The following is a 24,376-nucleotide window of genomic DNA, read 5'->3' as shown; positions in this document are numbered from 1 at the left end:
CCGTCAGGGGGTCAGAGGAGGAAGATCCACATGAGGGTGAGGAGGACGGCGACAGCGATCGCGCCCCATTTGGTCAGGGCGGTGAAGAGCACATAGGTGCTCTCGTGCTCAGCGTAGTCGTTACCGTCCGCAATGGCGTATTCGGTCGTGGCGTGTTCAGCCATCTTTTCCCCCTTTTCAGGCCTCAATTAGGGCTTTAGCGGAGATGCGAATGTCTGGCAACCGGGTTGTGGTGTACAATATGCCAAATCCAAGCCGTTGAGTCATCTGCCTCATCCGGCAACCACCTGAAGGCAATGGGAAAGGCTTCAGCGGCAACCCGAAGTTCTTGTTTTGTTCCGTTTCGGGTGCTACCTTTTTTCCCATGAGCCTCGAGCGCGATTCCCTCTTCGATCCTGCGGGCCCCACCACCCGCGCTGCCGGGCGTGCCGTACGTGGCACGCGCTCGGACGGCACCAAGGCTGCTGGACCCAAGGCCAAGGCGGCGGCCCTCGCGGTGAGCGAGCCGCGCGCCAATCGCATCCTCGGGCGCCTTGCCGAAGAAAAGGCGGCTCCGCCCCCCGTGGTGCCGCCCGCCCTCGACGGGGAGGTCGGGAGCGCCGTGGACGGGGAGCGCCGGCGCGGGAGGGGGGCGGTCTCCAACGCCGCCGGGCGCTTCGAGCCGGCCGCCCGCATCCTGTTCGACGACGGATGGCAGAGCCTGGAGGACCTGCCGCCCCTGCGCACGCAGGTGACGGAAGAGCGCGCGCGCACGGTCATCACCCGCAACCAGTCGCCGGATATCGCCTTCGATCGCTCCATCAATGCCTATCGGGGCTGCGAGCACGGCTGCGTCTATTGCTTCGCCCGGCCGACCCACGCCTATCACGGCCTTTCAGCGGGCCTCGACTTCGAGACCAAGCTGTTCGTGAAGCCGGACGCGCCTGAGCTGCTGGCGCGGGAACTGTCCCAATCCTCCTACCAGCCCCGCGTCATCGCCATGGGCACCAACACCGACCCCTACCAGCCCATCGAAAAGCGCTACGAGGTCACCCGCCGCCTGCTGGAGGTACTCTCCGAATTCGGCCATCCGGTGGGCATCGTCACCAAGTCAGGGCTGGTGGCGCGCGACATCGACATCCTCGCTCCCATGGCCGAGCGCGGCCTCGTCAAGGTGGCCATCTCCATCACCACCCTCGATCCGCACCTGGCCCGCACCATGGAGCCGCGGGCGGCGAGCCCCCACGTGCGGCTCGGCACCATCCGCCGCCTCGCCGATGCGGGCATTCCCACGGCGGTGCTCACCGCCCCGCTCATCCCGGCGCTCAACGACATGGAGGTGGAGCGCATCCTCGATGCCGCCAAAGCCGCCGGCGCCAGCGAGGCGGGCTATGTCATGCTGCGCCTGCCGCTGGAGATCGCCGACCTGTTCCGCGAATGGCTGGTGACCCACTTCCCCGACAAGGCGCGGCACGTGCTCGGCCTGATCCGCCAGATGCACGGCGGCAAGGACTACGATGCCGCGTTCGGCAAGCGGATGCGGGGGGACGGCCCCTATGCCTGGACCGTGGGCCGCCGCTTCGAGATCGCGGCGCGACGGCTCGGCCTTGCCGGGCGCGGGCTGAAGTTGACCACCGCCCATTTCCGCCGCCCCAAGCCGGCGGGCGTGCAGCTCAGCCTGTTCGATTGAAGATCCCCATGGAGACGCCCACGCCGCCGGCACCCGCGCTTCGCCTGCATCTTGTCACCTTGGGGGTCGGCGACCTTGGCCGCGCCATCGCCTTCTACACTGCGATGGGACTGGAGCGGCGCGACCTGGACACGCAGGGCGTCGCCTTCTTCCTCGCCGGGCACGTGGTGCTGAGCCTGTATCCGCGCGACCGCCTGGCCGACGACGCCATGCTGGCGGATACGCCGCCGCAACCCTTCTGCGGCCAGACCCTCGCCTGCAACGTGGCGCAGGAAGACGAAGTCGCGCTCGTGATCGCCCGCGCCGTGGCGGCCGGTGGCACACGGGTGAAGCCGGCGCAGAAGGTGTTCTGGGGCGGCACCAGCGGCTATTTCGCCGATCCCGACGGGCATCTGTGGGAAGTGGCGCACAACCCCTTCTTCCCGTTCGATGCCGAAGGCCGGCTCACGGTGCCGCAGCGGGCCGCCTCGTGACGGCACATGTTCGAACGCGGCAGCGCCTTGCTACGAGCCCTCGCGCTACGCGCCTTGCGGCCGAGGGCAACTGGCGCCATAGGCCCGCATGAAGACGCGAACCGCCCCCTTCACCGATTTCTCCACCGCCTCGGGATCGGGCGCACCGGGCGCGCCCACCAGGGCGGGAATGGTCACCCCGTCCTTGCAGAGGGTGAGGAACTGGCTCGCCGCCTGCTCCACGTCGTCGATGTCGAGCACGCCCTGCTCCACCTTGGCGGCGAGATAGACCGACAGGCGCGAGATCCCCTCGCAGGGGCCCGCCTCGAAGAAGCGGCGGCCGATGTCGGGAAACTTGGCGGAGATGGCGATCACCGTGCGCAGCAGTGCGATGCTGCTCGGCCGCAGGATGGCGTGGACGAAGGAATAGCCGAGCTTGGTGAGGACGGTTTCCACGTCCTCCTCCTCGCCATCGAGCACGAACATGCGCTCGGCGGTCTCCTCGCACTCGCTCCCCACGAGGGCGGCGAAGAGGTCCTCCTTATTCTCGAAATAGACGTAGAGCGTGCCCTTGGAGACCCCTGCCGCGCGCGCGATGTCGCCCATGCTGGCCGCATCGAAGCCGCGCTCGAAGAACACCCGGCGCGCGCCGGACAGGATCTGGCTGCGCTTTTCCGGGTCCTGGCCCGCGCCATGTGCCGTGTCCCGCACGCCCGCGTCCCGCAGCTCCGGGCTGCGCGGCTTGAGGTCGGCGCCACCGATGTCGGTCATACTCCCACGTCTCTTTCTTTCCAGCCCTACGTTCTTGCGGGATCGCAGCACCGGCGCGCAAGCACCGATCAGGCGTCGCCGCGATACGCGCGAACGAGGTGACATCGCCGCAACAGGCCGGCACCACCGAAAACCGACCGAACCGTTCAGTTCTCTCTTGCAATGCCATTCATGCTGCGCTAAACCATAAGCACCGAACCGAACCGTTCGGTCAATGCCGCGGTACCGCAACCCGCGTCTTGATCGAACCAGGGGGAGGAGAGCAACGCCCCCGCTCTCCTCCCCCAAATTTTTCGGCTTCTCCTCAGATCCCTTCGCGCCCCGTGCCGCTCCGGAATTCCGCCCGGACCGGACCGAGCGCAGCGTATTGCGACATTCCGCCACATTACCTTGGCTGTCGCGCGCTACACCTTACCTTACCGAAACCGATCCGGGCCCCTCTGGCGCAGTTCCGCTGCGCGATGTCGGATCACCGCGTGCTCAGCACTCACCGGAAACCTGGCCCATGATCGCACCCCACTGGACATGACAGTCCCGCGCCCTCCCCACCGGCGCCGCGCGCTGTTCCTGGTCAATCCCGGCGCGCGCCAGGGCACTGCATCCCTCGGCGCGGTGCGTGACCTTCTGGCGCGCGAGCTCGACCTCACCGATGTCGGCTGGCCCGGCGCCGCCGCCATCTCCGACACCATCCGCGCCCGTGCCGGCGACGCCGATCTCATCGTCCTCGGCGGCGGCGACGGCACGCTGAATGCGGCCGCCTCCGGCCTGTTCGACACCCAGCTGCCGCTCGGCGTGCTGCCGCTGGGCACCGCCAACGATTTCGCGCGCACCCTCGCCATCCCCACCGACCTTGCGGCCGCCGCCGACGTGGTCCTGGCCGGCGCGCCGCGGCCCATCGACCTCGGCGAGGTGAACGGCCATCCCTTCCTCAACGTGGCCAGCATCGGCTTTTCCGCCGATCTCGCCCGCGCTCTGACGCAGGAGGCCAAGCGCCGCTTCGGCGTGCTCGGCTACGGCATCATCGCTGCGCGCCTGCTGATGCAGTCGCGCCTGTTCACCGCCTTCATCGAACATGACGGCACGGTGGAGCAGGTGCGCACCCTGCAAGTCTCAGTGGGCAACGGCCGACACTATGGTGGCGGCATGACGGTGGAGGCCACCGCCACCGCCGACGACGGCCGGCTCGATTTCTACAGCCTCGAAGTGGACCATTGGTGGCGCCTGCTCGCGCTGCTGCCGGCACTGCGACGCGGCACCCAGGGCGCGTGGGACGACGTGCGCGCCTTCCGCACCACAGAGGTGGTGGTGCGCACCAGCCGGCCGCGCCCGGTGAACACCGACGGCGAGCTCGTCACCTTTACCCCGGCCCATTTCCGGATCCGGCCGGGCGCGATCCACGTTTATGCGCCGGCCCCTGCCCTTTCCTCTGTCCCCTCCCCCATCCCCCTAGCCGAAGGTTCTGCCTAGATGGACTACCTCCTTCAACTCGCCGCCGACCCCGCCGCGTGGGTGGCCCTGGTGACGCTGGTGGCCATGGAAGTGGTGCTCGGCATCGACAACCTCATCTTCATCTCCATCCTCACCAACAAGCTGCCGCCCCAGTACCGCACCAAGGCCCGGCGCATCGGCATCGGCCTTGCGCTGGTCATGCGGCTGGCGCTGCTCGGCACCATCGCCATCATCGTGAAGCTGACCGCCCCCATCTTCGAGGTGTTCGGGCACGGCTTCTCCTGGCGCGACCTCATCCTCATCGCCGGCGGCCTGTTCCTGGTGTGGAAGGCGACCACGGAGATCCACCACAATGTGGACCCGCGCACCCATGCCGAGGACGTGCAGGACGCAAAGGTCACCATCGGCTTTGCCGCCGCCATCGCCCAGATCCTGATGCTGGACCTCGTGTTCTCCATCGACAGCATCATCACCGCCGTGGGCATGACCGAGCACATCCCCATCATGATCATCGCGGTGATCGCGGCCGTGACCTGCATGCTGCTCGCCGCCGACCCGCTGGCGAAGTTCATCGAGGCCAACCCCACCGTGGTGATGCTGGCGCTGGGCTTCCTCATCATGATCGGCATGACGCTGATCGCGGAAGGCTTCGGCGCCCATGTGCCCAAGGGCTACATCTATGCGGCCATGGCCTTTTCTGCCGCTATCGAGGCGCTCAACATGCTGTCCCGCCGGCGCCGCCCGGCCTCCGGCGGGCATTGAGCGGGGACGCCCGCCCGTGCTTTGCGGACAGATGGCAGCCGTCTTCCGCTGCCATTTGCGCAAGGCCAATGGCAAGGCGGCGCGCGCCTCTCTATGCTCGCTTCGGGCCGGCCCGGCCGGCCCGATTTAAGTCTTCGAGGTCGAGAATGATCGCCCTGTTTGCATCCCGCCCCGCTTGCGCTCGTCCCGCGGTGCTCCGCACCGCCTGCGCACTCACCGCGGCGCTAGCCCTCGCCGCCTGGTCGGCACCCGCCCGTGCCCAGGCCTGCCTGGAGCAGATCGTCACCGTGCAAGCCCAGCTCAAGGCGCGCGAGCCCGCGCCCAAGAAGCCGCCGCCGCAGGAGCAGACCATCGGCGCGCAGACCGACCAGCAGCCGACCCCCGGCTCGCTGGCCGCCGCCGGCCTCACGCCACCCGACAGCGGCGCCTATGGCGCGCTCAACCAGGCCATCAACCTCCAGGCCGGCGGCGACGAGGCGGGCTGCCTCAAGGCTCTCGCAGAGGCGCGGCGGCTCGGCGGGCTGAACTGAGCCCGACCGGAACTTTTCAGGCGCAGGGTGGACCGGTTCGCGTCAGAGCCGGTCGCGCATGGCGTAATAGCTGAGGCCCGCCACCAAGAGCGGGTATCGCATGAGCCTGCCGCCGGGAAACGGTGGCACCGGCAGGCGCTGGAGCAGGTCGAAATGCTCCAGCTGTCCCTTGACCGCCTCGGCCAGGATCTTGCCGAACAGGGGCGCCAGCGCCACCCCCTGCCCGCTGTAGCCGGCCGAGACCAGCACCTTGTCCGACAGCCGGCGCACGAACGGCATGCGGTTGAGGGTGATGGCGAGCACCCCGCCCCACGCATAGTCGATGTGCACGTCCTGAAGCTGCGGGAAGATCCGCAGCATGTAGGGCCGCACGAAGCCGGCCACGTCGGTCCTCAGACCCCGACGGTAGCTCTCGCCGCCGCCGAACAGCAGCCGGCCGTCACCGCTCAGGCGGAAATAATTGATGACGAAGCGGCTGTCCGCCACCGCCGCGTCATTGGCGATGATCTCCCGCGCCCGCGCCCCCAGAGGCTCGGTGGCGATGATGTAGTTGCAGATGGGCATGACATGGCTGTCCACCCGCCGGTCGAAGCCGTCCATGAGGCCGTTGCCGCATTCCAGCAGGAAGCCGGCACGCACGATGGCGCCCCCTTCTGTGGTGACGGTGACCCCCGCGCCCTCCTCCTTCACGCCGACGGCACGGGTGCCCTCGAAGATCCGCGCGCCGGCCCCGGCCGCCGCTTTGGCGAGACTGAGGGCGAAGTTGAGCGGGTGGAGGTGGCCGGCCTTCCGGTCGATCACCCCGCCATGATAGGCATCGCTGCCCACCAGGGCGCGGATCTCCTCGCGGGTCAGCGGGTCGACCGCGTCGTAGCCGTAGCGGTCCCGCAGCAGGCGGGCGTAAGCGTGGCTCTCCTTCACGAAGTGGGGCTTGTGGTCGGCATGGATCAGGCCGCTCTTCAGGTCGCATTCCATGCCGTGGCGCGCGATGAGGCCATGGACCAGCGCCTTGCCCTCCTCGGCGAGGTGCCACAGCTTCTTCGCATCGTCGAGGCCCACCGCCTTTTCGAGCACGTCCTGGCCGTGGCGCTGGCCGGAATGGAGCTGCCCGCCATTGCGGCCCGACGCCCCCGAGCCGACGCGCGCCGCCTCCAGCACCACCACGTCGAAGCCCCAATCCGCCAGATGCAACGCGGCGGACAGGCCGGTGTAGCCGCTGCCGAGGATGCACACGTCCGCCTTCACCTCGCCCGCAAGCGGGGGAAAGGCGGGACAGGCGATGGCCGTCGCCGCGTACCAGGATGCGGCATGCCCGGCGGGATCGAGCCCCGCCGGTGGCCTGGATTGAGCCTCGCCCACCATGCGCGCCTTCAGACGTTCAGCAGCAGATATTCCCGCTCCCACGGCGAGATGACCCGCATGAAGGTCTCGAACTCCGCCTGCTTCACCGCGGCATAGGCAGCAACGAAGCGATGGCCGAGCACCTCGGCGAGGGGCTCGCTGTCCGAGAAGGCCGCCACCGCCTCCAAGAGGCCGCGCGGCAGGTCGAAATCGAGATTCTTGGCATCGCCTTCCAGCGGATCGGTGGCGCGCAGGTTCTCGGTGAGGCCGAGATAGCCGCAGGCCAGCGAGGCGGCGATGACGAGATAAGGATTGGCGTCGGAGGACGGAACCCGGTTCTCCAGCCGCCGCGCCTCGGGGGTGGAGGGGGGCACGCGCAGGCCCGCGGTGCGGTTGTCGTAGCCCCATTGCAGGTTGATGGGCGCCATGGAATCGCGCGTCAGCCGCCGGTAGGAATTCACATAGGGCGCCATGATGCACATGACGGACGGCAGGTATTTCTGGTGCCCGGCGATGAAGGAGAAGAATTCCGGCGTCGGGTCGCCGTCGTCGTCCGAGAAGATGTTCTTGCCGGTCTGCGCCGAGATCACCGACTGGTGGATGTGCATGGCGCTGCCCGGCTCGTTGGCGATGGGCTTGGCCATGAAGGTGGCGTAGATCTTGTGCGCCAGCGCCGCCTCGCGGATGGTGCGCTTGAACAGGAACACCTGGTCGGCCAGCGTGAGCGGATCGCCGTGGCGCAGGTTGATTTCCATCTGCGCGGCGCCGTCCTCGTGGATCAGCGTGTCGATCTCCAGCCCCTGGGCTTCGGAATAATCGTAGATGTCCTCGAACAGGGCATCGAACTCGTTCACCGCCTGGATGGAATAGGATTGGCGGCCGATCTCGGGGCGCCCCGAGCGGCCCACCGGCGGCTTCAGCGGATAGTCGGGATCGGTGTTGGTCTCCACCAGGTAGAATTCGATCTCCGGCGCCACCACCGGCTTCCAGCCCTTCTTCTCGTAGAGCGAGATGACGTGGCGCAGCACCTGGCGCGGCGCCAGCTCCACCGGGCGTCCGTCGCGATGGTAGGCGTCGTGGATCACCTGGGCAGTGGGGTCCTGCGCCCACGGCACCGAGCACAGGGTGGCAAGGTCCGGCTCCATCACCAGGTCGCTGTCGGCGACAACCGAATCCACCAGCCCCTCATAGTCCGGATACTCGCCCGAAATGGTCTGGAAGAAGACCGACAGGGGCAGGTTCATCACCGGGGAGGAGAAGAATTTCGAGGCCGGCATGATCTTGCCGCGGGCAACGCCCGCAAGATCGGGAACGGTGCACTCGATCTCGGTGATGCCCCGGCTGGCCATCCAGGCCTTGGCCTCGGCGAGGGAGTTGACACCCCGCGGCGCCGTCACCGGAATCTTCTGCGCGCCCTTGCTGCGTTTCGCCATGATGCCCTCACGCGTGAACCGCTCACGCCCGATGAGGGAACACCTGCGCCATGGCGGGTGTCAACGCGACTGCGTAACAGCTGCGCTCCCGTTGCACCCCGAGGCATGTCCCGTTCCGGGACTGGGAGAGAACAGGCATCGAACGAATCGCGACCGAATCGAACCAACCACCAAGTTCCCGCTTCTCCCCCTACGACCTGTGGGGGTGCGACAGGCCGCAAGGCGGATTCAAGCCATGGCGATTCAGGGGCGGGGGGCGCTCACCGGGACGGTGCCGGACTTCTCCTGCGTCTCGAACGAGGAGGCCGCCAGCACGGCGGTGCCGATCATGGTGGCCACCGAGACCTTGAACGGCGCCAAAAGGCGGGTGCCGGCGACGGGCACCAGCCACACCTGCATGTCCTTGTTCTCTTCCATGTATTTGACGGTGGACCGGGTCGGCCGATGGCCGGCGATGGGGCTGTAGCGCACGCCACACACCACGGCGGGGCCGGCATAGCCCTCGGTCTTCACCTTTTCCGTGCGCAGGTACGAGAGCTTCAGATCGTAGCGCTGGCGGCCGTCGAACACCGGGATCGAGCGGTCGCAGGCGGCGGCGGAGAGGAGGTCGGCGGTGCCGGGCAGGTAGATGAAGGCCCCGCTCATGGGATCGATGATGTTCTGGAGCGTATCGGGCGTCAGCGGCACCCGGTCGGGCACCGGCTTCAGCGGCGGCTCCACGTCCATCTCCTTGACCGCGCCGCCGGCGATGGCGATGCGGGCGGTCTCGGCCTTGCCGTCGGCCTCGGCATTCATGGCATAGATGCGCGGCACCATCTTGCCGCCCGACAGCGCACCGCGCGAGGCGGCGACGCCCTTGCCCGACGACACCGCGCGCAGCACGCCGGTGACGCGGGCGGCGCCGGTGATTTCGTAGGCCGCATCCCCCGCCTCCACCACGATGGAGCCGCGCCCCAGTTCCACACTGCCCACCGTGAGCGTGTATTTGGCTTCGAGGCGCCCATCGGCGCGGGCCGCGTCGGACCCGGCCAGAAGAGTGCCGGCAAGCAGGGCACCGACCGCCGCGAAGGAGCGCGCGGACAGGAAGGCGGAACGGGCGTTGGTCATCAGGTGCGTCCGTGGCCGGGAAGGCCGGTTGCCCACGGGAAAGGCCCGCGGATCGGCGGCATCGTTACTGATGCGCAGGGAAGGCGGCTGAACTGTGGCTCGCCTCCCGCTCAGGAAAACCGCGCCCCAGTGCCGCAAGAACGCCCTGCGAATCCTCATGGGTCATTGACTTTACGACCGTTTGTCACGATCTTTCCAGCCTACCCTGAGACGCGGGTCACGCAGACGACGGCAGGAGCCGGCGCCGTGGCCCATTCGCCTCGGGTATTTCGTCAATGTCTGAGGAGTGAAAAGCCATTCGTCGCCCCATGAGACCCGTAGCGCCGGAGAAGGATGGTCCGCGCGTCAACGAGGAAATCCGCATCCGCGAAGTCCAGCTGATCGACCAGGATGGGCAAAACCGCGGCGTGGTGGCCATTCGCGATGCTCTCACCCTTGCGCAGGAAGCCGGCCTCGACCTTGTCGAGATCTCGCCGAACTCCGCGCCCCCCGTCTGCAAGATCCTCGACTACGGCCGGTTCAAATACCAGAACCAGAAGAAGGCGAGCGAGGCCCGCAAGAAGCAGAAGGTGGTGGAGGTCAAGGAAATCAAGCTCCGCCCCGGCATCGACACCCACGATTACGAGGTGAAGATGCGCTCCATGGAGCGCTTCTTCGAGGAAGGCGACAAGGTGAAGGTCACCCTGCGCTTCCGCGGCCGCGAGATGGCGCACCAGGACATCGGCTTCAAGCTGCTTCAAAAGCTGAAGGAGGATGTCGCCGCCATCGCCAAGGTGGAGGCCGAGCCCATGCTGGAAGGCCGGCAGATGATCATGATCCTGTCGCCCAGGTGATCGTGTCGCCCAGGTGATCCTTCCCACGAAGTGATCCTCGCCGAAGCGCGAGGGCATTTCGACCGGGCTGGACCTGTTGCGGACGCTGTCCCACTTCAAGCACCCAAGAGCCGTTCGGATCAGATTGCACCGCGATCTGATCCGAACGGCTCTTTTTTATTCATCCGTCATGGGCTCGCAATCGAGCGGAAGCATCGCTTTTCGCGGCGCCGGCTTGGGATGGGTTGTGCGACATCTTTCGCACACGACGCGGACAGAATGACCGCAACCTGCATTTTGATACCGCCCCGGCCGATGTGCCATTTGAAATAGAGTTGCGACGCAAGGGCAGTTTGCTAGACACGACCTATTCCAATTCGTGCTTACGGCCTGAATGCTGGTTCTGCTCATCAACCTTGCCCGGCGCCCGGATCACCTCGCCTTCGTGCGCAACCAGCTGGATGCGCTGGGAATTGCATTCGAGCGCATCGATGCCATCGACGGCAGGGCCGTGGATGTGGGGCCGGGCACGGACCTGATCTCCCCGGTCGAGCGGGCCTGCGCCCTCAGCCACCGCAAGGCGTGGATGCGCTTCCTCGACAGCGACGCAAGCCATTGCCTCATCCTTGAGGACGACGTGCTCATCGCGCCGCAGATGAAGCGCTTTGTCGAAGATCCGCGCGCCTTCCCCGCGGGAACCGAAATCCTTCGGCTGGAGACGCGATTGCAGGAGTGCGTTCTGGGACGCGGCCGGCGCTGCGGACCGCCCGGCTTCAGGGCGCACCCGCTGCTGTCGCGGCACCATGGCTGCGCCGGCTATATCATCACCCGCGCTTTCGCCGAGCGCGCGGTGCGCGACCTCACCGCGTTCGTCGAGCCGGTGGACGAAGTGCTGTTCGAGCCCAAGAGCCCGAACTATTATCCCAACGTCTCCTTCCAGCTGCGCCCGGGCGTCTGCCTTCAGGCGGAGCTGTATGAACCGGCGCAAAGCACCGCCATCGCCAGGTCCGATCTGGAGATGGACCGCCGCGTCCGCTTTCCCCGGCACGAGCCGGCCCCCCGGATCAGGGTGCAGCGTTCGTTACCGGAAAAATGTCTGCGCGAGGCTGCCCGCTGGTGGCGCCGAACCAAAGCCAAGGCGGAGTTTCTCCATGCACGGTTCATTGTCGGACGCGTCCTGCGCGACGTCCCCTTCGCCGGCGGGACCCTCCCGGCTGCTGCCGCCGCGCTTTCTGTTTCTGGAAGTGAACAAGCGCTGCAACCTGAAGTGCAAGCATTGCGATTTCTGGCAACGGACCGATGACGACCGGGCGAACTATCTCTCGGTCGCCGGCCGCTCCCAGCTGATCGCGGAATTCTCCCAGCTCAATCCCAAGGGCAACGTGGTGATCTGCGGCGGCGAGCCCATGCTCGACCTGGAAGATTACTTCACCCTGGCCAAGGCCTGCCGCAGCAACGGCGTCAACGCCCTGTCGGTGGTCAATGGCACGCGCATCCGCGAGGACAAGCTGGCCGAGCGCATGATCCTCGAAGGGCCGCACGAGATTTCCATCTCGCTCAACAGCCCCTTCCCCGGCCAGCATGACGAGACCCGCGGCGTGCCCGGCGCCTTCGCCAAGGCGGTGCGCGCCCTGCGGCTGCTGGTGGCGGCGCGCCAGCGCCTGAACGCGCAGGACAAGACCCGCATCTATGTCATGGGGCTCATCTTCGGCGACAATTACCAGTCCATCGACGCCTTCTACGATCTGGTGCTAAACGACATCGGCGCCGACAAGCTGAAGCTGAACTTCCTCCAGCCCAGCTTCGGCCAGGCCGGCGAGCACGACCCCTTCTTCGCCGCCCAGACAAAGGTGGACCCGGACGAGCTCGTCGCCATCCTGAACCAGTGCAACGCCAAGTACGGCCTCGGCTACAACCCGCTGTGGGTGGAGCAGGTGGGCATGTACTTCCGCTCGCTCTATGGCGCGCCGGACCTCGACCGCGGCTGGCATTCCAAGACCGCGACGCAGGACCACATCTGCAATTCCTACGACCGCAACATCATGGTGAACCATTACGGCGTGGCCCGCCTGTGCTTCTCCGGCCAGTTTCCGGGCAAGACGCTGGAACGCTCCGGCGACCTGAAGCGCTTCTGGCTCGGCGCCGACAACATTCGCAAGCTGATGCGCTCCTGCAACCAGTTCTGCGGCATCAGCCATTCGGTGAAGCGCGAGAGCAGCACCATCGCAGGCCGGCAGAAGATGCTCGACCACCAGGCCAATGCCGATCCCGTGCGACCCGATCTCGGGATCGCCAGCGACCTCACCTGGAAGATCATGTCGGGCATCCAGGCGGTCGCCCGCTTCACCGAACGACCTTTGCCCTGAATGGCGAGGCGCGGCAGGGGGGCTTCTGCGGTCCGAGGCCGGCGCATGCGGAAACGCCAGCCTCGCCCAAGGAAACGGCTTTCAAGCCGAACCGCCGGCATCTTTACGTAGCCTGAGAAAAACGTTGAACCGCAGCATATCCGTATTAAAAGGTTGCAGAAAATCGAAAGACACCCCTCCGCAGGCTCATGCTGATTCTCGTCGTCAACCTTGCCCGTCGAACTGATCGCCTCGCCTTCATGCGCAGCCAGCTCGATGCTCTCGGGCTGGAATTCGAGCGTGTCGAGGCCGTCGATGGCCGCCAGGAGGACGTCGGGCCGGGCAGGCACCTGATCACCCCCCTCGAGATCGCGTGCGCCCTGAGCCACCGCAAGGCGTGGAAGCGGTTTCTGGCAAGTGACGAGCGCCTCTGTCTCGTCCTTGAGGACGATGCGCTGATCGCTCCGGAAGCGAAGCTCTTCATCGAGAACCCTCGCAAATTTCCGGCGGATGCGGACATCCTGCGGCTGGAGGCGACCCCGCAGCACTCGACCCTCGGCCGTGGCCGGCGCTGCGGGCCACGGGGCGTCAGGGCGCATCGCCTCCATTCCAAGCAGCACGGCACCGCCGCCTACGTGATCACCCGCGCCTACGCGGAACGCGCCCTGCGGGATATCACCGACTTCGCTGAGCCCATCGACGTTATGATGTTCGAGCCGGCGAGCAAGAACTACTATCCAGCGGTCACCTACCAACTGCGTCCCGGCTTGTGCCTCCAGGCCGAATTTTACGAACCGGCGCGGGGCGTCGGCCTCGCCATGTCGGACCTCGAGACAGAACGTGGCGCCCAGCCGCGAACGCCGAGGCCGGAACGCCCCGCGAAGGTCAAGCGCTCGCTCCCGGAAAAGTGCCTTCGCGAAATCTTCCGCTGGGGGCGTCGATTGAAGGCCCTGAGCGTATTCCACTACGAGCGCGACATCGTCGGCCGCGTGTGGCTGGATGTGCCCTTCATCGGGACGGTGCTACCGGTCGCCGCTGCCGCGCTGGCCGCTTCGCCCGAACCAGCGCAGCCGAAGGGCCCCGAAAGGCCGACCGCAACACCAAACCTCCGGACCTGACCATCGGCCCCGATCACGCCGACGGAACCATACCGCCACTTCGGGCACCGTCGATCGACTCTCAAGTCGGTCCAAAGGCTTGCCCCGGCAAATAAAAGCCCGGCGCAGGACGCCGGGCCTCTTGTCCTCAAGCCCTTCCCCGCTCAGGGGCAGGGATGCTGGTACCCGTCATAGCCGGTGTAGGTGCCGGTGGCCGGGTTGTAGGAGCGGAAGCGCTGGGCGCAATAGGCCGACGCATCGTCGCCGTAGACCGGTTCCGCAGTTGCGGCGACCGCACCCAGGGCAAGGCCGCTGGCAACGCCGAGCGCGATCCACCCGCCGTTATTGTTATAGTAGCCCCAGCCCCAACCGGGCCGGTACCAGCCCCAGCCCGGACGCCACGCCCCCGGACCCCAGGCGCCCGGCGGCGGACGCCAGCCCGGATGCCCCCAGCCCGGGCCGCCGCCGGGCCCCCAGCCGGGACGCCCCGGACCCCAGCCGGGGCGCACGGGTCCCGGACCATAGCCGGGTCGATAGCCACCCACGTAGCGGGGAGCGACGGCGCGCGGCCCCACATAACGCGCGCCACCATAGCGCGGGCCGCCCATGTACCGGGCGCCGCCGCCATAGCGCGGTCCCACCATGCGAGGCCCGCCGCCATAGCGGGGACCGCCCATGCGCACGCCACCGCCGCGATAGCCACCGCCTCCGCGGTAGGCGACGGTATCCGCCGTGGCCGCGGCGCGCTGCATGTCTGCGTTCACGAGACCGAGGCGCAGCGCCTGCGCGCCGGCGGGGCTTCCAGAAAACGAGAGCATGCTACCAGCGACCATGGCGGCCGCGAGCAGTGCCACTCTTTTCGTTCCGAACATGATGCTCACTCCCTCAACGCGATACAGGCTCGGCTGAATTTGTGTCGTTTGTTTCGCCGGACCGTTGACAACCTACGGCGACAACGCGGCGAAGTTGTTGCTGATGCTCAAATTCGGCCGGTGCGCGTTCAAGCCTGCGTGACAGTGCGGCACACAAATTCGTTCGCACCGCAGCGCCCGGCCACGGCGGGTCCGGTCGCAGGCGCTTGCCTTTCCCGCCATCCTCCTGTAACGACTTCCGCCTTCGAGCCGGCCGGCGAACAAGGGCTGCCGCGCTGGCTCATATCGCTCAACAGCAACAAGAGGCTGAGCGTTCCCCGCCGCAAGGCGTGGCGAACCCATGCCACGGAGAGCCAAATGCCCAAGATGAAGACCAAGTCGGGAGCCAAGAAACGCTTCCGTCTGACGGGTACGGGAAAAGTGATCGCGGCCCAGGCCGGCAAGCGCCACGGCATGATCAAGCGGACCAACAGCCAGATCCGCAACCAGCGCGGCACCACGATCCTGAGCGAGAGCGACGGCCGCGTGATCCGCAAGTCGTTCCTGCCGAACGGCTGACGCCGCACCGCGATCTGAAGGAGTTTTTCCATGGCCCGCGTCAAACGTGGCGTTACCTCACACGCCAAGCACAAGAAGGTCTTCGAAGCCGCCAAGGGCTTTTACGGCCGTCGCAAGAATACCATCCGCGCTGCCAAGTCGGCCGTCGAACGGTCGATGCAGTATGCTTACCGCGATCGCAAGGTTAAGAAGCGCAACTTCCGTGCGCTCTGGATCCAGCGCATCAACGCCGGTGTGCGCGCGCTCGATCTCGACCTGACCTATTCGCGATTTATCGATGGTCTCAGCAAGGCTGGGATCGAGGTCGACCGCAAGGTGCTCTCGGATATCGCCATCCACGAGCCCGACGCGTTCAAGGCCTTGGTGGAAAAGGCCAAGGCCGCTCTGGCCTGAGCTTCCATCCCGTCTTTGCGAGACCTTCAAGAGCCCCGTGCGGTCATCCGTCCGGGGCTTTTGCGTTTGGTCGGCCCCCGTCTATAAGCGGCGCAACCGTCCAGGACCCGCGCCCGCCCGACCCCGCGGGTGTTCCAGAACTTCATGAGCATCGACATGTCCGACATCGACGTGACCGACCAGAGCGCCATCGCGGACCTGGAGCAAGACATCGCGGGCGCCATCCTGCGCGCCGAGGATGAAGCCGGCCTCGAGGAGGTGCGCATCGCCGCCCTCGGCAAGAAGGGCTCGGTCTCGGAGCTGCTCAAGTCGCTGGGCGCCATGAGCCCGGACGAGCGCAAGGTGATGGGCCCGGCCATCAACGGCCTGCGCGACCGGGTGACCGGCCTTCTCACCCATCGCCGCTCGGCGCTGAAGACCAGGGCGCTGGAAGCCCGCCTCGCCACCGAGACGGTGGACGTCACCCTGCCCGTCCGCGAGGCCGCCGCCGAGACCGGGCGCGTCCACCCCATCGCCCAGGTGATGGAGGAGCTGACCGCCATCTTCGCCGACATGGGCTTCTCGGTGGCGGAAGGCCCGGACATCGAGGACGATTTCCACAATTTCACCGCGTTGAACTTCCCCCCCGGCCATCCGGCGCGGGAGATGCACGACACCTTCTTCCTGCCCCCCGGCGCGGACGGGCAGCGCAAGGTGCTGCGCACTCACACCTCCCCGGTGCAGGTGCGCACCATGCAGACCAAGACGCCGCCCATCCGCGTCATCTGCCCCGGCCGCACCTATCGCTGCGACAGTGACCAGACCCACACCCCCATGTTCCACCAGGTCGAGGGGCTGGTGATCGACAAGGGCGCGCACCTCGGCCACCTGAAGTGGATCCTGGAGGAATTCTGCAAGTCCTTCTTCGAGGTGGAGGGCGTGAAGATGCGCTTCCGCCCGTCCTTCTTCCCCTTCACCGAGCCGTCCATGGAAGTGGACATCCAGTGCGACCGCTCCCGCCCCGGCGAGATCCGCTTCGGCGAGGGCACCGACTGGCTGGAAATCCTCGGCTGCGGCATGGTGCACCCCAACGTGCTGCGCAATTGCGGGCTCGACCCGGATGAATACCAGGGCTTTGCCTGGGGCATGGGCATCGACCGCATCGCCATGCTGAAATACGGCATGAGCGACCTGCGCGCCTTCTTCGAGGCCGACGTGCGCTGGCTCTCCCACTACGGCTTCCGCCCGCTGGATTTCCCGACCCTCGCCGGCGGCCTGAGCGCGTAAGGAGCAGGACCCATGAAATTCACCTTCTCCTGGCTCCAGGACCACCTCGAGCCCACCGCCTCCTTCGACGAGATCGTCGAGCGCCTGTCCCTCATCGGCCTCGAGGTCGAGGGAGTGGAGGACAAGGCGAAGCAGCTCGCGCCCTTCGTGGTGGGCGAGGTGCTGACCGCCGAGAAGCACCCCAACGCCGACAAGCTGAAGGTCTGCACCGTCTCCATCGGGAAAGGCGACCCCATCCAGGTGGTGTGCGGCGCGCCCAATGCGCGGGCGGGGCTGAAGACCGTGTTCGCGGCGCCGGGCACGGTCATTCCAACCTCCGGGCTCGAGCTGAAGATCGGCAAGATCCGCGACGTGGAAAGCCGCGGCATGCTGTGCTCGGCCCGCGAGCTGGGCCTGTCGGAAGAGCATGACGGCATCCTGGAGCTGCCGGAGGACGCCACCGTCGGCGCGCCCTTCGCGCAGGTGTTGGGCCTCAACGATCCGGTGGTGGAAATCGCCGTGACCCCCAATCGCGCCGACTGCCTCGGCGTCGCGGGCGTCGCGCGGGATCTTGCCGCCGCCGGCCTCGGCGAGCTGATGGCGCCGAAGGTGAAGCCCGTGGACGGCACCTTCCCCGCGCCCCTTGGCGTGACGCTGGAATTCGGCGAGAGCGGCTCGCTCTGCCCGGCCTTCGCCCTGCGGGTGGTGAAGGGCGTGAAGAACGGCCCCTCGCCGCAATGGATGCAGGACCGCCTGCGCGCCATCGGCCTGCGCCCCATCAACGCGCTGGTGGACGTCACCAATTTCATGACGTTCGACCGCAACCGGCCGCTCCACGTCTTCGACCTCGCCAAGGTGAAGGGCAATCTGGTGGTGCGCCGGGGCCGGCCGGGGGAGACCCTGCTGGCGCTGGACGGCAAGACCTACGCGCTGGATGAGACCATGTGCGTCATCGCCGACGAGAACGGCGTGGAGAGCCTTGCCGGCATCATGGGCGGGGAGGCCTCCGGCTGCGACGAGAGCACCACCGACGTGGTGATCGAATCCGCCTTGTGGGACGCCATCACCATCGCCCAGACCGGGCGCAAGCTCGGTATCAATTCCGATGCCCGCTTCCGTTTCGAGCGCGGCGTGGATCCGGACTTCACCGTGCCGGGGCTGGAGCTGGCCACCCATCTCATCCAGGAGATCTGCGGCGGCGAGGCCTCCGAGGTGGTGCTCGCTGGCGCCATCCCGGACACCACCCGCACCATCGCCTTCCCCCTCTCCGAGGTGAAGCGCCTCGCCGGGCTGGAAGCCTCCGAGCAGGAGATCCGCGACGTGCTCGAAGCGCTGGGCTTCGCCGTTTCCGGCGCGGCGCCGGTGCTCGACGTGGTGCCGCCCTCCTGGCGCGGCGACATCGAGGGCAAGGCGGACCTGGTGGAAGAGGTGGTGCGCATCCTCGGCCTCGACCGCGTGCCCGCCACCGAGCTGCCGCGTGGGGAGGATGCCCGCAAGGCGGTGCTGACCCCGCTCCAGCTGCGCAGCCGCAAGGCGCGCCGGGCGCTGGCCGCGCGCGGCATGGTGGAGGCCATCACCTGGTCCTTCGTCTCGCAGGAGGCCGCCAAGATGTTTGGCGGCGGCGCGCCGCCGCTGGCGCTGTCCAACCCCATCGCCGCCGAGCTGTCGGACATGCGGCCGAGCCTGTTGCCCGGCCTCATCAAGTCGGCCGGCACCAATGCGGCGCGCGGCTTTGCCGACGTGGCCCTGTTCGAGGTGGGCCAGATCTTCCTTGACGACACCCCTACCGGCCAGCGTCAGGCGGCCACGGGCCTGCGGCGCGGCACGGCCAAGCCCTCGGGTGCCGGCCGCCACTGGTCCGGAACCGCCGGGGCGGTGGACGTGTTCGATGCCAAGGCCGATGCCTTCGCGGCGCTCGCCGCCTGCGGGGCGCCGGTGGCGAACCTCCAGGTCACCACCGATGCGCCGGGCTGGTACCATCCCGGCCGCTCGGGCACCCTGCGGCTCGGCTCCAACGCCACGGCCCATTTCGGCGAGATCCATCCCGCCGTGCTGGAAGCGCTGGACGTGAGCGGCCCGCTGGTGGCGTTCGAGATCATCCTCGACAAGATCCCCGAGCCCAAGGCCAAGGCGACGCGGGTGAAGCCCAATCTCGACCTCTCCACCTTCCAGGCGGTGAAGCGCGACTTCGCCTTCGTGGTGGGCCGCGAGGTGGCGGCGGCGGACATCCTCAAGGCCGCGCAGGGCGCGGACAAGAAGCTGGTCGCCGCCGTGGGCCTGTTCGACCTCTATGAGGGCAAGGGCATCGACCCCGACAAGAAGTCGGTGGCGGTGGAGGTCACCCTCCAGCCGCGCGAGCGCACCCTCACCGACAAGGACATCGAGGAGGTGGCGGGCCGCATCGTGGCGGAGGTCACCAAGAAGACCGGCGCGACGCTCCGGGCCTGACCTGCACTCCGATCCCATTCGCGGCGGCGCTTATGCTGCACCGCCGCGAATGCAATTTGCGAAAGGGCGGGAAAGGGCCTTCGGGCCCGCCCCAAAAATCGCACCGCGGTCCGTAGAAGGACCGATTTAGTTATTATAATACCACTTATATGCTACTTTTTGCCGTCTCGGGAGCTATTCTCAAGCTTCCGGCGTTCGTTCAGTCACGAAACCGTGCTATCTCGCAGTTGCGAAATTCAGGCCCGCAGGAGCTGTCTGCATGTTCCCCACACCCAAGCCGGTCTTGACCCCCAACACCTATGCCTACGAGTCCGAGCCCATGGTGAAGCCGACCGGCTTCCGGGAGTATGACGCCCGCTGGTTGTTCCAGAAGGAAATCAACCTGATGGGCGTGCAGGCGCTGGGCATGGGCCTCGGCACCCTGATGCACGAGATGGGCGTGAAGCCGGAGATCGTGACCGGCCACGATTTCCGCAGCTATTCGTCCTCCATCAAGCTGGCGCTGGTCTCCGGCCTCATGGCAGCGGGCATCAAGGTGCACGACATCGGCCTCGCCATGTCGCCCATGGCCTATTTCGCCCAGTTCGCCCTCGACGTGCCGGCGGTGGCCATGGTGACCGCTTCCCACAACGACAACGGCTGGACCGGCGTGAAGATGGGCGTCAACCGCCCCCTCACCTTCGGCCCCGACGAGATGACGAAGCTCAAGGAGATCGTCCTCGGCGCCAAGTTCGACCTGAAGGGTGGCGGCTCCTACGTGTTCGTGGAGAACTTCCCGGACGTCTACATCAAGGACCTCACCGACCGTCCCAAGCTGAAGACCCCCATCAAGGCGGTGGTGGCCTGCGGCAACGGCACGGCGGGCGCCTTCGCCCCGAAGATCCTCGAGGCGCTGGGCGTGGAGGTCATCCCGCTCGATACCGAGCTCGACCACACCTTTCCCAAGTACAACCCGAACCCCGAGGACATGGAGATGCTCCATGCCATGCGGGACGCGGTGCTGGAGCACAAGGCGGACGTGGCGCTGGGCTTCGACGGCGACGGCGACCGCTGCGGCGTGGTGGACAACACCGGCGAGGAGATCTTCGCCGACAAGGTGGGCGTGCTGCTCGCCCGCGACCTCGCCAAGATCTACCCCAACCCCACCTTCGTGGTGGACGTGAAGTCCACCGGCCTGTTCGCCACCGACCCCGAGCTGATCAAGCTCGGCGTGAAGGCGGACTACTGGAAGACCGGCCACTCCTACATGAAGCGCCGGGTGAACGAGACCGGCGCCCTGGTCGGCTTCGAGAAGAGCGGCCACTATTTCTTCAACAAGCCCATCGGCCGCGGCTATGACGACGGCCTCGTCTCCGCCATCGCCGTGCTCGACATGCTGGACCGCAACCCCGGCCGGAAGCTCTCCGACCTGCGCGAGGCCCTGCCCAAGACCTGGTCCTCGCCCACCATGTCGCCCCACTGCACCGACGAGGCCAAGTACGGCATCGTCGCCAAGGTGGTGGAGCATTACGAGAAGCTGGCCAAGGACGGCGCCCTCGTGACCGGCCAGAAGATCCGCGACCTCGTGACGGTGAACGGCGTGCGCGTCACCTGCGAGGACGGCTCCTGGGGCCTGGTGCGCGCCTCCTCCAACAAGCCTGAGCTTGTGGTGGTGGTGGAGAGCCCGGTCTCCGACGCCCGCATGCGCGAGATGTTCAAGGAAATCGACGGCGTGCTGCGCACCTTCCCGGAAGTGGGCGAGTACAACCAGACCATCTGAGCGGGGCGGCCCGCCGCCTCTTTTTCGGCGCGCGGGCCGTTTAGCTTTGCGAATCTTCGACCCTCCGCCGTCGTCCGGCGGAGGGTTTCTCGTTTCAGGGCCCGGCCCATCCCCGCCCGGCCCCTGGCATAAGGCAACAGATTGACCCTCGACGCGCCCTTCATCGCCATCGTCGGCGCCGGCCCGGCAGGCCTCGCCGCCGCGGAAATGCTCTCCGCGTCCGGCGCGCGCGTCGCGGTCTATGACCGCATGCCGTCCGTCGCCCGCAAATTCCTCATGGCCGGGCGCGGCGGGCTCAACCTCACCCATTCCGAACCGCTGCCGCGCTTCCTGAACCGCTACGGCGCGGCCGAGGGCCGCCTTGCCCCGGCGCTGGAGGCGTTTCCGCCGGAGGCCCTGCGCCAATGGGCCCTGGATCTGGGCGAGGAGACCTTCGTCGGCTCCAGCGGGCGGGTATTTCCCTTGAGCTTCAAGGCCTCGCCCTTGCTGCGCGCCTGGCTGGCACGGCTCACGGCGCAGGGCGTCGCCTTCCACCCGCGCCACGCCTTCCGGGGCTGGAACGCGTCGGGCGCCGTGCTGTTCGACACGCCGCAGGGTCCGGCGGAAGTGACGGCGGATGCCGTCCTGCTGGCGCTGGGCGGCGCCTCCTGGCCGCGCCTCGGCTCGGACGGGGGATGGGTGGAGGGGCTGCGGGCCTTAGGCGTCCCGGTGAATGCGCTGGCGCCCTCCAACATGGGCGTGACCATCGCCTGGTCGGAGTTGTTCCGCACCCGCTTCGCCGGCACGCCGCTGAAGCGCATCGCCCTGCGCTTCGGCAAGACCGTGGTGCGCGGGGAAGCGGTGGTGACGGCCTCGGGGCTGGAGGGCGGCGCCATCTATGCCCTCTCCACCGACCTGCGCCGGGCGCTGGGCCACCGCTCCATCACCCTCCATCTCGACCTGCGGCCGGACGTGGACGAAAAAGCCCTCGCCGCCCGGCTCACCGCCGCCCCGCAGAAGGCCTCCTTCTCCACCGTTCTGGGCAAGAATGGCGGCCTTGCCCCGGTGGCGGCGAACCTCGTGCGCGAGGTCACCGGCCCGGTCCGGCCCGATGCGCAGGCCCTCGCCCGTCTCATCAAGGCGCTGCCGCTGGAAGTGACCGGCCATGCCGGGCTGGAGCGCGCCATCTCCACCGCCGGCGGCATCGCCTGGAGCCATGTGGGCGACGACTACGCCCTCGCCGGCCTGCCGGCCCACCTGCCCCCGGTGTTCGCGGCCGGCGAGATGCTGGATTGGGAAGCCCCCACGGGCGGCTATTTGCTGCAGGCCTGCTTCTCCACCGGCCGCGCGGCGGCGGCGGGCATCAAGGCGCGGCTGAATTTTTGACGAGAGGCGCCGTCGCTCCCTCTCCCGTTTGCGGGGAGGGCTGGGGAGGGGGCAAGGCGGGTACCACCGAAACCGCCCCATCATCGGCCCCAGCCTGCCCTCACCCGCTGAAGCCGCCACCATCCAGATAGGCCTGCTCTTCCGCTGACATCTGGCGGCCGAGGATGGGGTTGCGGTGGGGGAAGCGGCCGAAGCGGTCGATGATCTCCTTGTGGACCAGGGCGAAGGCCATCCCCTCCTCCTGTCCCAGCGCGCGATAGAGCTCCACGCCGCGCGCCTGCGCGGCCTTGTCCTCCGCATGCGTGAAGGGCAGGTAGAAGAAGGTGTGCAGCCCCGGCGCGATCTGCGGCGCCCCGTCAAAGCCCCGCGCAATCGCCTGCTCGGCGGCAGCCAACGCGCGGGCGTCGGTGGCGAAGGCCCGCGGGGTGCCGCGGAACACGTTGCGCGGCACCTGATCCATCAGGATGATCCACGCCAGCGCCCCCTCGGGCGTCTCCCGCCAAGTGTCGAGCGCACCGGCCACGGCGGCCTCATGGGCCGGCAGCAAGGCGGCGCGCACCGCGTCGTCGAAGGCCGCGCCGCCGCCGAACCACTTTTCCCGGCCCGCCGCCAGCCAGAAGACGAGCACATCCGCCGGTGTCATGTCCTTGAGCATCACCGCAGCCCCGGCGGGGCGAGGGGATTGTCCGTGAGCGCGGCGCGGTCCGGCGTATCCACCTGCGGCACGCCGAGGAAGGCGTTGAACAGGCGGGCGATGACCTTCGGGTCGAGGTCGCGCACGATCATCACCAGCCGGGTGCGATGGTCGTCATCCGGCCACGCGGGCAGGCGCGCGGGCGGGTGCATCACATGCTGCACAGCGTGGATCACGACGGGCGTCTCCGGCTCCTCGGCCACCTTCACGATGCCCTTCATGCGCAGCACGTTGCCCCCATGGGTGGCGCGCAGCAGCTCCAGGAACAGGTCCAGCGTCCCGGCCGGAATAGCGGCGTCGGTGGCCAGGGTGAAGGCGCGGATGCGGGCATCGTGGCGGTTGGGATCAAGATTTGCCCCATCCGGCTCCGCCGCCGCCACATCTTCCGCCGCGAGCCAGCGCGCCACGTCCGGCGCCTTGCCGGCGGCGACATAGAGCCCGGCGCCGAGGATGGCGGCGGCCTCCGCCTCCCCTGCCGCCGCGTCCAGCAGCCGGGCGCCGGGAGCGAGGCTTTTCAGCCGTGCCTTCAGCGCCTCGAGCTGCGGGCGGTCCGCTTCCGCCACCAGGTCGGTCTTGGTAAGCACAATACGGTCGGCCATGGCCGCCTGCTTCACCGCCTCCTCGTGGGCATCCAGCGTGGCGTCGGCATTCACCGCATCCACCACGCAGACCAGCCCGTCGAGCCGGTAGCGCAGGCCGAGATAGGGGTGGGTCATCAGGGTGTGGATCACCGGCGCCGGATCGGCGAGGCCCGTGGTCTCGATGATGACGCGGGCAAACGGCGGCAGGCGGTCGTTGTCGCGCCCGCGCAGCAGGTCCTCCAGCGCCGCCACGAGGTCGCCCCGCACCGTGCAGCACAGGCAGCCCGAGGCGAGCATGACGATGCCCTCCTCCACCGGCCGCACGAACAGGTGGTCGAGCCCCACCTCGCCGAACTCGTTGATGAGCACGGCGGTGTCGGCAAGGCCCGGATCGGCGAGCAGCGCATTGAGCAGCGTGGTCTTGCCGGCGCCGAGGAAGCCGGTCAGCACGGTGACGGGAATGGGCTCCGGCGGTCCGCGACGGGGGGCGGGCGCGGTGTCGGCCGGCGCGTTTTGGGCGGGCGCCTCTGGGGCGGGCACGTTGCCCGGCATGGCGATGTCTCCACAGGACGAAGGGGAAGTCTCTTCTCCCTGCCTCCATCACCCCGCGTGCCGGGTCAAGGGCGATGGATCTTCGTCACGCACGGAGCGTCGCGGATGCACCGCCCGCCGGTGCGCCTGTGGCACGGGCTG

The 24,376-nt window shown here is 67.8% G+C and carries 23 protein-coding genes; 15 read left to right on the top strand and 8 right to left on the bottom strand.

Annotation, left to right across the window (positions count from 1 at the left end; translation table 11 throughout):
- Window positions 1–11 precede the first annotated feature (11 nt).
- Window positions 12–164 carry an aa3-type cytochrome c oxidase subunit IV gene (locus FZ033_RS22195; protein ID WP_138398306.1) on the bottom strand — a complete coding sequence of 51 codons (153 nt, stop codon included), beginning with the start codon at window positions 162–164 and terminating at the stop codon, window positions 12–14.
- A gap of 200 nt (window positions 165–364) precedes the next feature.
- Here FZ033_RS22195 and FZ033_RS22190 point away from each other — a divergent pair, with 200 nt between their 5' ends.
- Both FZ033_RS22190 and FZ033_RS22185 read left to right on the top strand, forming a co-directional pair.
- Window positions 365–1,669, top strand: a complete 1,305-nt coding sequence (locus FZ033_RS22190) for a PA0069 family radical SAM protein (RefSeq protein WP_149578246.1) — start codon at window positions 365–367, stop codon at window positions 1,667–1,669.
- 8 nt (window positions 1,670–1,677) lie between these two features.
- The gene (locus FZ033_RS22185) at window positions 1,678–2,142 is read left to right on the top strand and encodes a VOC family protein (RefSeq protein ID WP_149578245.1); all 465 of its coding nucleotides are present in this window, start codon (window positions 1,678–1,680) and stop codon (window positions 2,140–2,142) included.
- 45 nt (window positions 2,143–2,187) lie between these two features.
- Here the strand turns inward: FZ033_RS22185 and FZ033_RS22180 are convergent, their stop codons facing one another.
- Window positions 2,188–2,892 carry a TetR/AcrR family transcriptional regulator gene (locus FZ033_RS22180; RefSeq protein ID WP_149578244.1) on the bottom strand — a complete coding sequence of 235 codons (705 nt, stop codon included), beginning with the start codon at window positions 2,890–2,892 and terminating at the stop codon, window positions 2,188–2,190.
- Window positions 2,893–3,417: 525 nt separating this feature from the next.
- Here FZ033_RS22180 and FZ033_RS22175 point away from each other — a divergent pair.
- The 3 genes from FZ033_RS22175 to FZ033_RS22165 all read left to right on the top strand — a co-directional run bounded on the left by FZ033_RS22175 (window position 3,418) and on the right by FZ033_RS22165 (window position 5,633).
- Window positions 3,418–4,359: a lipid kinase gene (locus FZ033_RS22175; protein WP_149578243.1), complete on the top strand. Its 942-nt coding sequence runs from the start codon at window positions 3,418–3,420 to the stop codon at window positions 4,357–4,359.
- Complete coding sequence (locus FZ033_RS22170) at window positions 4,360–5,103, top strand: TerC family protein (protein ID WP_149578242.1); 744 nt, start codon at window positions 4,360–4,362, stop codon at window positions 5,101–5,103.
- Window positions 5,104–5,249: 146 nt separating this feature from the next.
- Window positions 5,250–5,633: a hypothetical protein gene (locus tag FZ033_RS22165; protein WP_149578241.1), complete on the top strand. Its 384-nt coding sequence runs from the start codon at window positions 5,250–5,252 to the stop codon at window positions 5,631–5,633.
- 42 nt (window positions 5,634–5,675) lie between these two features.
- Here the strand turns inward: FZ033_RS22165 and FZ033_RS22160 are convergent, their stop codons facing one another.
- The 3 genes from FZ033_RS22160 to FZ033_RS22150 all read right to left on the bottom strand — a co-directional run bounded on the left by FZ033_RS22160 (window position 5,676) and on the right by FZ033_RS22150 (window position 9,514).
- A complete protein-coding gene (locus FZ033_RS22160; protein WP_149578240.1) occupies window positions 5,676–6,995 on the bottom strand; it encodes an NAD(P)/FAD-dependent oxidoreductase in 1,320 nt (439 codons plus the stop codon).
- Between the two features lie 8 nt (window positions 6,996–7,003).
- Window positions 7,004–8,407 (bottom strand): glutamine synthetase family protein, encoded by a 1,404-nt coding sequence (locus tag FZ033_RS22155; RefSeq protein ID WP_149578239.1) that lies wholly within the window; start codon window positions 8,405–8,407, stop codon window positions 7,004–7,006.
- Between the two features lie 243 nt (window positions 8,408–8,650).
- On the bottom strand, window positions 8,651–9,514 hold the full coding sequence (locus tag FZ033_RS22150) for a DUF3108 domain-containing protein (protein WP_149578238.1): 864 nt from the start codon (window positions 9,512–9,514) through the stop codon (window positions 8,651–8,653).
- Between the two features lie 308 nt (window positions 9,515–9,822).
- Here FZ033_RS22150 and infC point away from each other — a divergent pair, with 308 nt between their 5' ends.
- The 4 genes from infC (at window position 9,823) to FZ033_RS22130 (ending at window position 13,789) form a co-directional block, all read left to right on the top strand.
- On the top strand, window positions 9,823–10,347 hold the full coding sequence (gene infC / locus FZ033_RS22145) for a translation initiation factor IF-3 (RefSeq protein WP_012113959.1): 525 nt from the start codon (window positions 9,823–9,825) through the stop codon (window positions 10,345–10,347).
- A gap of 373 nt (window positions 10,348–10,720) precedes the next feature.
- Window positions 10,721–11,629, top strand: a complete 909-nt coding sequence (locus FZ033_RS24425) for a glycosyltransferase family 25 protein (protein ID WP_149578237.1) — start codon at window positions 10,721–10,723, stop codon at window positions 11,627–11,629.
- Entirely contained in the window at window positions 11,571–12,692 is a 1,122-nt protein-coding gene (locus tag FZ033_RS22135) for a radical SAM protein (RefSeq protein ID WP_232847614.1), read from the top strand. Before FZ033_RS24425 ends, FZ033_RS22135 begins: the two co-directional genes overlap by 59 nt.
- Window positions 12,693–12,880: 188 nt before the next feature.
- Window positions 12,881–13,789 (top strand): glycosyltransferase family 25 protein, encoded by a 909-nt coding sequence (locus tag FZ033_RS22130; RefSeq protein ID WP_149578235.1) that lies wholly within the window; start codon window positions 12,881–12,883, stop codon window positions 13,787–13,789.
- A gap of 143 nt (window positions 13,790–13,932) precedes the next feature.
- Here the strand turns inward: FZ033_RS22130 and FZ033_RS24125 are convergent, their stop codons facing one another.
- A complete protein-coding gene (locus FZ033_RS24125; protein ID WP_232847613.1) occupies window positions 13,933–14,640 on the bottom strand; it encodes a BA14K family protein in 708 nt (235 codons plus the stop codon).
- Between the two features lie 357 nt (window positions 14,641–14,997).
- Between FZ033_RS24125 and rpmI the strand changes: the two genes are divergently transcribed.
- The 6 genes from rpmI to FZ033_RS22095 all read left to right on the top strand — a co-directional run bounded on the left by rpmI (window position 14,998) and on the right by FZ033_RS22095 (window position 22,408).
- Window positions 14,998–15,198 carry a 50S ribosomal protein L35 gene (gene rpmI, locus FZ033_RS22120; protein WP_149578234.1) on the top strand — a complete coding sequence of 67 codons (201 nt, stop codon included), beginning with the start codon at window positions 14,998–15,000 and terminating at the stop codon, window positions 15,196–15,198.
- Between the two features lie 30 nt (window positions 15,199–15,228).
- On the top strand, window positions 15,229–15,591 hold the full coding sequence (gene rplT / locus FZ033_RS22115; protein WP_149578233.1) for a 50S ribosomal protein L20: 363 nt from the start codon (window positions 15,229–15,231) through the stop codon (window positions 15,589–15,591).
- A 156-nt stretch (window positions 15,592–15,747) separates the two neighbouring features.
- Window positions 15,748–16,857: a phenylalanine--tRNA ligase subunit alpha gene (gene pheS, locus FZ033_RS22110; RefSeq protein WP_149578232.1), complete on the top strand. Its 1,110-nt coding sequence runs from the start codon at window positions 15,748–15,750 to the stop codon at window positions 16,855–16,857.
- A 12-nt stretch (window positions 16,858–16,869) separates the two neighbouring features.
- Window positions 16,870–19,284, top strand: a complete 2,415-nt coding sequence (gene pheT, locus FZ033_RS22105) for a phenylalanine--tRNA ligase subunit beta (RefSeq protein ID WP_149578231.1) — start codon at window positions 16,870–16,872, stop codon at window positions 19,282–19,284.
- Window positions 19,285–19,543: 259 nt separating this feature from the next.
- A complete protein-coding gene (locus FZ033_RS22100) occupies window positions 19,544–21,043 on the top strand; it encodes a phosphomannomutase/phosphoglucomutase (protein ID WP_149578230.1) in 1,500 nt (499 codons plus the stop codon).
- A gap of 141 nt (window positions 21,044–21,184) precedes the next feature.
- Window positions 21,185–22,408 (top strand): TIGR03862 family flavoprotein, encoded by a 1,224-nt coding sequence (locus tag FZ033_RS22095; protein ID WP_149578229.1) that lies wholly within the window; start codon window positions 21,185–21,187, stop codon window positions 22,406–22,408.
- A 100-nt stretch (window positions 22,409–22,508) separates the two neighbouring features.
- On the opposite strand, the gene FZ033_RS22090 is transcribed toward FZ033_RS22095, so the two are convergent.
- Together FZ033_RS22090 and FZ033_RS22085 are read right to left on the bottom strand one after the other, a co-directional pair.
- Entirely contained in the window at window positions 22,509–23,063 is a 555-nt protein-coding gene (locus FZ033_RS22090) for a DUF924 family protein (RefSeq protein WP_149578228.1), read from the bottom strand.
- Window positions 23,063–24,235: a CobW family GTP-binding protein gene (locus FZ033_RS22085; RefSeq protein ID WP_232847612.1), complete on the bottom strand. Its 1,173-nt coding sequence runs from the start codon at window positions 24,233–24,235 to the stop codon at window positions 23,063–23,065. The genes FZ033_RS22090 and FZ033_RS22085 overlap by 1 nt, the downstream gene beginning before the upstream one ends.
- Window positions 24,236–24,376 lie beyond the last annotated feature (141 nt).

Source organism: Xanthobacter oligotrophicus (genome assembly GCF_008364685.1).
Lineage (GTDB): Bacteria > Pseudomonadota > Alphaproteobacteria > Rhizobiales > Xanthobacteraceae > Xanthobacter > Xanthobacter oligotrophicus.
Note: the sequence above shows the minus strand (reverse complement) of the source record. Positions and strands in the feature narration are given on the sequence as shown.